General features: G+C 70.8%; 8 protein-coding genes. 6 read left to right on the forward strand and 2 right to left on the reverse strand.

Annotated elements, in window-relative coordinates; translation table 11 throughout:
* Positions 1–78 precede the first annotated feature (78 nt).
* Positions 79–873, reverse strand: a complete 795-nt coding sequence (locus O3Q52_RS45255; protein WP_269654328.1) for a methyltransferase domain-containing protein — start codon at positions 871–873, stop codon at positions 79–81.
* A 235-nt stretch (positions 874–1,108) separates the two neighbouring features.
* On the opposite strand from O3Q52_RS45255, the gene O3Q52_RS45260 reads away from it, so the two are divergent.
* A complete protein-coding gene (locus tag O3Q52_RS45260) occupies positions 1,109–2,236 on the forward strand; it encodes a magnesium and cobalt transport protein CorA (RefSeq protein ID WP_269654329.1) in 1,128 nt (375 codons plus the stop codon).
* 66 nt (positions 2,237–2,302) lie between these two features.
* Here O3Q52_RS45260 and O3Q52_RS45265 read toward each other — a convergent pair whose 3' ends face one another.
* Positions 2,303–2,731, reverse strand: a complete 429-nt coding sequence (locus tag O3Q52_RS45265; RefSeq protein WP_269654330.1) for a CBS domain-containing protein — start codon at positions 2,729–2,731, stop codon at positions 2,303–2,305.
* A 279-nt stretch (positions 2,732–3,010) separates the two neighbouring features.
* Here O3Q52_RS45265 and O3Q52_RS45270 point away from each other — a divergent pair, with 279 nt between their 5' ends.
* The 5 genes from O3Q52_RS45270 (at position 3,011) to O3Q52_RS45290 (ending at position 7,332) form a co-directional block, all read left to right on the forward strand.
* Positions 3,011–3,652 (forward strand): uridine kinase, encoded by a 642-nt coding sequence (locus O3Q52_RS45270; protein ID WP_269654331.1) that lies wholly within the window; start codon positions 3,011–3,013, stop codon positions 3,650–3,652.
* A gap of 78 nt (positions 3,653–3,730) precedes the next feature.
* Positions 3,731–4,126, forward strand: coding sequence for a PPOX class F420-dependent oxidoreductase (locus O3Q52_RS45275; RefSeq protein WP_269654332.1), 396 nt, complete (start codon positions 3,731–3,733; stop codon positions 4,124–4,126).
* A 38-nt stretch (positions 4,127–4,164) separates the two neighbouring features.
* A complete protein-coding gene (locus O3Q52_RS45280; RefSeq protein ID WP_269654333.1) occupies positions 4,165–4,866 on the forward strand; it encodes a DUF2293 domain-containing protein in 702 nt (233 codons plus the stop codon).
* A 299-nt stretch (positions 4,867–5,165) separates the two neighbouring features.
* The gene (locus tag O3Q52_RS45285) at positions 5,166–5,645 is read left to right on the forward strand and encodes a DUF1772 domain-containing protein (RefSeq protein WP_269654334.1); all 480 of its coding nucleotides are present in this window, start codon (positions 5,166–5,168) and stop codon (positions 5,643–5,645) included.
* Between the two features lie 199 nt (positions 5,646–5,844).
* Complete coding sequence (locus O3Q52_RS45290; protein ID WP_269654335.1) at positions 5,845–7,332, forward strand: glutamate synthase subunit beta; 1,488 nt, start codon at positions 5,845–5,847, stop codon at positions 7,330–7,332.
* Positions 7,333–7,348: the final 16 nt, after the last annotated feature.

The raw sequence follows: 7,348 nt of genomic DNA on the forward strand, positions 1-7,348 counted from the left end.
CGTGGCCCGCGGCGGCGAGGCGCAACCACTTCGGCCCCCGCCGGGCACCGCACCCTCACCCTGCCCTGCCCTGCCCTGCTACACCTTGTGCCCCCACGCCGAGATCAGTGGGGCCGTGGCCAGGTCCATCCCGCCCGCGTCCACGTTCGCGAGGTGCCGGTCGATGTCCTGGTCCGTGGCGAGGCCCGCGGCGACGAGCCGGTCGCGGACCTGACGGATCGTCGCGGACTCCAGCGCGCCGCAGGCCGGCGAGGTGATCGGGAAGTACGCGTCGGCCTCGACCTGTCGCAGCCCGGCCTCGCGGAGCAGACGCGGAAGCCGACGCCCGTAGGCGAGGTCGGCGCCGTGTTCGGTGAGCAGGTCACGGAACCCGTGGCGCAGCCGGTTGGCCAACTGCTGTTCGGGGCCGCGCTCGTCGGGGCAGGCCAGCGGCTGGAGCGCCGGGTCGGCGTCCTCGACCAGGAGCCGGCCGCCGGGCCGCAGCGATCTGATCATCGAGTGCAACGCCCGCTCCCTGTCCGCCACATGGACCAGGACTAGCCGCGCGTGCACGAGGTCGAAGCCCTCCCCCGGCGGTTCGTCCACACCCACATCGTGGACGCGCAGCTCGATCGGCGGGCGGACGGCCGAGGTGGCCCACGAGGTGTCGATGTCCGTCGCGACGACCTTGCCGGTGGGGCCGACCTTCTTGGCGAGCCAGGACACCACGGACGTGCCGCCCGCGCCGACCTCCCAGCAGCGCCAGCCGGATCCGATGCCGAACCGTTCGATGTGCCGGAACGTCGTGGGGTCGAAGAGAGCGGCGAGGGCGTCGAAACGCTGCCCCGCCTCGGTCTGCCGGTTGTCGAGGAGGTACCCGTCGGTTCGCGTCATGCGCCGATCATCCCAGTTGTCCCGCTTGTCCATGATGGTTGACGCTCCCGATGTCAAGCGCGTCGCGCTCGGCCCGCCGACAGCCGTCGACGCCTCGTCAGTACCGGTCGAGGTGATGGATGCGGAGCGGAATGTTCCGTTCCCACAGGCTTTCCCGGCCGTCAAAACATCCTGGCAGACTGGCCGCGGCAAGGCGCAGAGTGCGGCGCGAGGAGATCCACGCAAGGAGATCCAGATGTCCATGGCAGGGAATCTGCGAAGGGTCACGGGCCTGAGCAAGGTCGGCGGCCTGCGCAGGGTGGCACGGCTGACACGACGGCGCGCCCGTGTCGACCTGAGTCATCCCGCCCGGTCTCCGCTGGGCACCGCGGTGGTGAACTGTGTGGCGTACGAAGAGGGGTCGAGGGTCCCGGCCGGCCGCGATCTGGTCGAGACGGTGCAGCGGATCCGCAAGGCCGACGGCGGATTCGTCTGGCTCGGGCTGCACGAGCCGACGGAAGTGGAGTTCGCGGGCATCGCCGAGCTGTTCGACCTCCACCCGCTGGCGGTCGAGGACGCGGTGGACGCCCATCAGCGCCCGAAGCTGGAGCGGTACGGCGACACGCTGTTCGCGGTGTTCAAGACGGTCTGCTACGTCGAGCACACCGAACTGACCGCGACCAGCGAGGTGGTGAACACCGGCGAGATCATGGTGTTCGTCGGCCAGGACTTCGTGGTCACCGTGCGGCACGGCAGGCACGGTTCGCTGGGCCCGCTGCGCGAGGAGCTGGAGGCCCGCCCGGAGCAGCTCGCCAAGGGCCCGGCCGCGGTGCTGCACGCGATCGCGGACCATGTGGTGGACGACTATCTGAACGTCACGGACTCGGTGCAGGAGGACATCGACCAGGTCGAGACGGATGTGTTCGCCGCGAACGGCGCGCGGGCCGATCCCGGGCGCATCTACCAGCTCAAGCGTGAACTCCTTGAGCTGAAGAGGGCGGTGGTCCCGCTGGGCCGCCCCATCATGGATCTCGCCACCCGGCCGATACGGGTGATCGACCCGGAGATACAGGCGTACTTCCGCGATGTCTCCGACCACCAGCTGCGGGCCGCCGAGCAGATAGCCGCGTTCGACGAACTGCTCAACTCGATTCTGCAGGCGCACCTCGCGCAGGTCAGCGTCGCGCAGAACGAGGACATGCGGAAGATCACGGCCTGGGCGGCACTGATCGCCGTGCCGACCATGGTCTGCGGGGTCTACGGCATGAACTTCGACTACATGCCGGAGCTGCGCTGGAAGTTCGGCTATGGCCTGGCCGTCGGCATCATCGCCGTCGCGTGCTCCACGCTCTACCGGGGGTTCAAGCGCAACGGCTGGCTGTGACACCGCTCGTCCGGCGCGCGTGGCCGGACGAGCGCGTGTCCCGGTCGTGCCGTGGGGACGTCGGGGTCAGCGTGCCGCGCTCTTCGCGTAGACGCTCTCGGCCCAGCCCGCGAGTTGCTCGTCCGTCAGATGCGCGGCCAGGTCGGCCTCGCTGATCATCCCGACCAGGCGCTTGTTCTCGATCACAGGAAGGCGGCGGATCTGGTGCCCCTGCATCTCGCCGAGTACATCGCTCACGTCGGCGCTCGAGTCGATCCAGCGCGGTGTGCCCTTGGCCATCTCCCCCGCGGTGATGCGTGCCGGGTCATGGCCCATGGCCACGCAGCCGACCACGATGTCCCGGTCGGTGAGGATGCCGCAGAGCCGTTCGTTCTCGTCACTGATGGGCAGTGCGCCCACGTTGAGCTCACGCATCAGCTGGGCGGCACGGTCCAGCGTCTCGTGAGCGGGGATCCACTGGGCGCCGCGGTGCATGATGTCTCCGGCGGTGGTCATGTAGTACCTCCCGGTGCCGGACGGCCGGCGCGGCGCGGGGAGGCACCGCTAGTCCCGGCGCCCTACATTCTCGCCGGGTACGAGGAGATACGCACCCGGAAGTTCGCCGCTTCGGCCTGACATCCCGGCCCGCCCGACCCCTCCCCGCCCACCTGTCCGGCCGGTCTCTCCTCGCCCATCCGTCTGCCCGGCCCCTCCCCTTTCCCTCGTCCGCCCGGGTTCCCCCATGCATTCGTCCGCCCGGACCGCCCGTCCACACCCGTTCACCCGCGCGGCATCATGGGCCGGGTGCGACTCGAAGCGATCACCTGGGAACGGCTCGGCGACCTCCTCGCCGAGCGGCTGCTCGATCTGAAGCCGGCCGACGGCAGCCCCTGGCCGCGTATCGCCTTCGACGGGGCTCCGGCCGCCCGGCCCGGTGATCTCGCCGAACGCGTCGCCGAGGCCCTGCGCCTGCGCGGCCGGTCCGCACTCGTCGTCGGCACGGAGGACTTCCTGCGGCCCGCCTCGCTCCGGTTCGAGTACGGCCACCAGGACGTCGAGGCGTACTACGACGGCTGGTTCGACACCGGTGCCCTGTGGCGCGAGGTCTTCGGTCCGCTGGAAGCCGGCGGCGACGGCCGTGTACTGCCCGACCTCTGGGACCCGGCCACCGACCGGGCGACCCGGAGCCCGTACGTCCAACTACCGCCCGGCGCCGTGCTGTTGATGCACGGTCCACTACTGCTGCATCACTGGTTCCCGTTCGACCTCACGGTCCACGTACGCCTCTCACCGGCCGCGCTTCGACGGCGCACCCCCGAGAGCGAGCACTGGACGCTTCCCGCGTACGAGCGCTACGAGAGCGAGACGGCGCCGGGTGACGCGGCCGACGTCCTGGTGCGCGCGGACGACCCGCGCCACCCGGCGTGGAACGGCTGATCCGAGGCAGGGCTTCCGTCTCGCGATTCCCACCCGAAAGGACTTTTATATGCACGCGCATATAGTTACTCTGACGGCATGACGATCTCATTCGACGACTCGGTCCGTACGCTCCTCGACGGCAAGAACTTCGCCAGCGTCGCCACACTCGACCCCGGGGGTGCTCCCCAGAACTCGGTGGTCTGGTTCAAACGCGAGGGGGACACCGTCCTCTTCTCCTCCACAGACGGTCGGCAGAAGATCCGCAACCTCCGGCGCGACCCCCGGATCAGCGTCTCGGTCTACGACCTCGCCAACCCCTACACCTCGGTGGAGATCCGCGGCACCGCCGAGATCCTCCCCGACGAGGACAAGCGCCTCCCGCACGAGCTCTCGCACAAGTACCTCGGGATCGCCCCTCCCTCGGAGAAGGACGACGAGGTCCGCGTGATCGTCCGTGTCGTGCCCGAACGGATCGTCGGCTTCTCGGCGTGAACCGGGCGGACCGCCTCGCCGGCGGGAATGATCCACTCATGACGACCACGACAACTCCCCCGACCCGCACCGGACTTCTCGTCGTCCAGCCGGTCAAGCGGCGGCACTGCGCCGAGTGCCGGGGCGGGCCGCTCTCCCTGCTGGTGCTGGAGGAGGGGACGCCTCGGTGTCTCGACTGCGCCGACCTCGGGCATCTGGTGTTTCTGCCGCGCGGGGACACGGCGTTGACGCGGAGATCGCGGGAGGGGAGCACGCTGTCGGCGGTGGTCGTACGGTTCAACCGGCGGCGCGGCCGGTACGAGCGGCAGGGTGTGCTCGTCGAGGAGGAGGCGCTCGCGCGGGCCGAGGAGCGCTGCCTCGCGGACGCGGAGGCTCGGCGGCGGCGCCGGGCCCGGGACGCGCGGCGGCGGACCACGGAGGATCTGCGGTTCACGGACGCGTTCGCGAAGGAGATCCGGCGGCTGTTTCCCGGTTGTCCGGACGATCGGGCCTGCGCGATCGCCGGGCACGCCTCGGTGCGGGGCAGCGGGCGGGTGGGCCGCAGTGCCGCCGGGCGTGCCTTGTCCGAGGGAGCGGTGGCATCGGCGGTGCGCGCCGCGGTCCGGCACACGGACACCCCGTACGACCAGCTGCTGATGAGCGGCGTTCCGCGGCATGAGGCCCGGCGTCGGATCGCGCCCACGGTCGAGACGACGCTCGCGGGGTGGCGCGCGGGCACGGGCGGGGCAGAGCGGGCGTGAGCGAGCAGCACCTGGATGCCGCTGTCCTTTCCAACCACCGGACACCCGGCACCCGGCACCGGGCGGCCCCCAGCCCCTCGCCCGAACAGCCCTCAACCACACCCTGCCCCGGACCCCGCCCGAGACGACCGGACATGCCCCTGAGCCCCTCGGCCATGGTCACCCTTCCCGTACGGGATTTCACTTGTGGTGACAGGGAGTGCCGGGCAGGATCTTGGGGTTCGGGGTCGTCCCGACCGGCGGTTCTGGGAGCGGTGCGCGAGTTGTTGCCCAAGGGTTTTGCTTACGCGGGAGTTGCCATGATCGAGGGACCGTACTTCGTCATCACCATGGTGGGGGTGCTCGGCACCGGGCTGGTGGCCGGTGTTTTCTGTGGGTTCTCGACGTTCGTGATGAAGGGACTCGCCGCGCTGCCGCCGGCGCAGGGAGTCGCCGCCATGCAGGCGATCAACGTGACCGCGCTGATGCCGGCGTTCATGTTCGTGTTCATCGGTTCGGCGGTGATGTGCGCCGTGCTCGCGGTGGTCACCTTCGTGCTGTGGCCCGACGAGGGCACGGTGGAGATGCTGCTGGGCAGTGCGCTGTATCTGTTCGGCTGTTTCGGGGTCACGATCGCGGCGAACGTCCCGCGCAACAACAAGCTGGCCACAATGGATGCCGGTACGCCGGAGGCCGTCGCTTACTGGCCCACGTACGTGAGCGAGTGGTCGATGTGGAACCACGTCCGCACGGCCGCGTCGGCCGCCGCGTCGATCTCGTACGTACTGGCGCTGACCTGAGTCGTACCCGGTTCGCGCTCGTCGGCCCACGTGGCCGCGCCCCCGGTGGATGTGCCCGCGCACGTCCGAGGCGGGCGCGGCCACGGCGAAGTATTGTGGCGGGAAGAGTCTGCCGACAGGCCCTCGGCCCGCCGCCCGGACGATGGCGTCGGAGACGGAGACCGTACGGGCCCCGTTCACGTACGTGAGGGAGACGGCCATGGCCGATCCCAAGGGTTTCCTCAATGCCTCCCGCGAGGAGTGGCCGCGGCGCCCCGTCGGGGAGCGGGTCCATGACTGGGACGAGGTGTACGTCCCGGGGGCTCTGCTGCCGATCATCCGCACGCAGGCCGACCGGTGCATGGACTGCGGTGTCCCGTTCTGCCACGACGCCTGTCCGCTGGGCAATCTGATCCCCGACTGGAACGACCTGGTCTCGCGCGACGACTGGCGGGCGGCGAGCGACCGGCTGCACGCGACGAACAACTTTCCCGAGTTCACCGGCCGGTTGTGCCCCGCGCCGTGCGAGGCGGGCTGTGTCCTGGCGATCAACCAGCCGGCGGTCACCATCAAGAACGTCGAGGTCGCCATCGCCGACCGGGCCTGGGAGGACGGATTCGCGCCGCCGCGGCCGCCGGACCGGCTGTCCGACAGGACGGTCGCGGTGATCGGCTCGGGGCCCACCGGGCTGGCCGCGGCGCAGCAGCTGACCCGGGCCGGGCACACCGTCGCCGTGTACGAGCGGGACGACCGGATCGGCGGGCTGATGCGGTACGGGATCCCCGAGTTCAAGATGGAGAAGCGGCACCTGGAGCGGCGGATCGCCCAGATGCGGGCGGAGGGAACGAAGTTCCGTACGTCGACCGCCGTCGGCCGGGACGTCGGGGCGGCCGAGTTGCGGGCCAGGTACGACGCGGTCGTCCTCGCCGTGGGCGCCACGGCCTGGCGTGAACTTCCGGTCCCAGGGCGGGAGTTGAGCGGGATCCATCAGGCAATGGAGTATCTGCCGCTGGCCAACCGGGTGTGCGAGGGGGATCTGGAGACGTCACCGCTGTCGGCGGCGGGCAAGCATGTCGTGATCGTCGGCGGTGGTGACACGGGTGCCGACTGTCTGGGTACGGCGGTGCGCGAGGGTGCGAAGTCCGTGACGCAGTTGGACATCTATACGCAGCCGGGCGCGGAGCGGGACGAGGACGCCGACCCGTGGCCGGTGTACCCGAAGATCTACCGGCTGTCGGCCGCGCACGAGGAGGCCCGGGACCTGGAGACGGCACCCGCGGCGGACGCGGACGCGCGGCTCTTCGCGGCGTCGACGCTCCGATTCACCGGTGACGCGGCCGGGCGGGTCCGTTCGCTGCATCTGATCGAGGTCGACGCGGAACGCCGCCCGCGCCCCGGGACCGGGCGGGTGCTCCCCGCCGACCTCGTGCTGCTCGCGCTCGGTTTCTCCGGCCCCGACCGCTCCGACGGCCTCGTCGACCAGCTCGGACTCGCGCTCGATCCCCGTGGCACGCTCACCCGCGACGCGGACTTCGCGACGAACGTGCCCGGCGTGTACGCGGCGGGGGATGCCGCGCGTGGCCAGTCCCTGATCGTGTGGGCGATCGCCGAGGGGCGGGCGGTGGCGGCAGCGGTGGACCGCCGGCTGACGGGCACCTCTCGGCTTCCGGCGCCGATCGGACCGTACGGCCGCCCGGTGGCCGCGTAACCGGCACCGGCGCCTG

This window comes from Streptomyces sp. ActVer (assembly GCF_027270795.1).
GTDB lineage: Bacteria > Actinomycetota > Actinomycetes > Streptomycetales > Streptomycetaceae > Streptomyces > Streptomyces umbrinus_A.

What these genes read in the sequence shown, in the direction of transcription:
- O3Q52_RS45285 (WP_269654334.1), top strand. Translation starts at nt 5,166, where the DNA reads ATGATCGAGGGACCGTACTTCGTCATCACCATGGTGGGGGTGCTCGGC.
- O3Q52_RS45290 (WP_269654335.1), top strand. Translation starts at nt 5,845, where the DNA reads ATGGCCGATCCCAAGGGTTTCCTCAATGCCTCCCGCGAGGAGTGGCCG.
- O3Q52_RS45265 (WP_269654330.1), bottom strand. Translation starts at nt 2,731, where the DNA reads ATGACCACCGCCGGAGACATCATGCACCGCGGCGCCCAGTGGATCCCC.
- O3Q52_RS45260 (WP_269654329.1), top strand. Translation starts at nt 1,109, where the DNA reads ATGTCCATGGCAGGGAATCTGCGAAGGGTCACGGGCCTGAGCAAGGTC.
- O3Q52_RS45275 (WP_269654332.1), top strand. Translation starts at nt 3,731, where the DNA reads ATGACGATCTCATTCGACGACTCGGTCCGTACGCTCCTCGACGGCAAG.
- O3Q52_RS45255 (WP_269654328.1), bottom strand. Translation starts at nt 873, where the DNA reads ATGACGCGAACCGACGGGTACCTCCTCGACAACCGGCAGACCGAGGCG.
- O3Q52_RS45280 (WP_269654333.1), top strand. Translation starts at nt 4,165, where the DNA reads ATGACGACCACGACAACTCCCCCGACCCGCACCGGACTTCTCGTCGTC.
- O3Q52_RS45270 (WP_269654331.1), top strand. Translation starts at nt 3,011, where the DNA reads ATGGGCCGGGTGCGACTCGAAGCGATCACCTGGGAACGGCTCGGCGAC.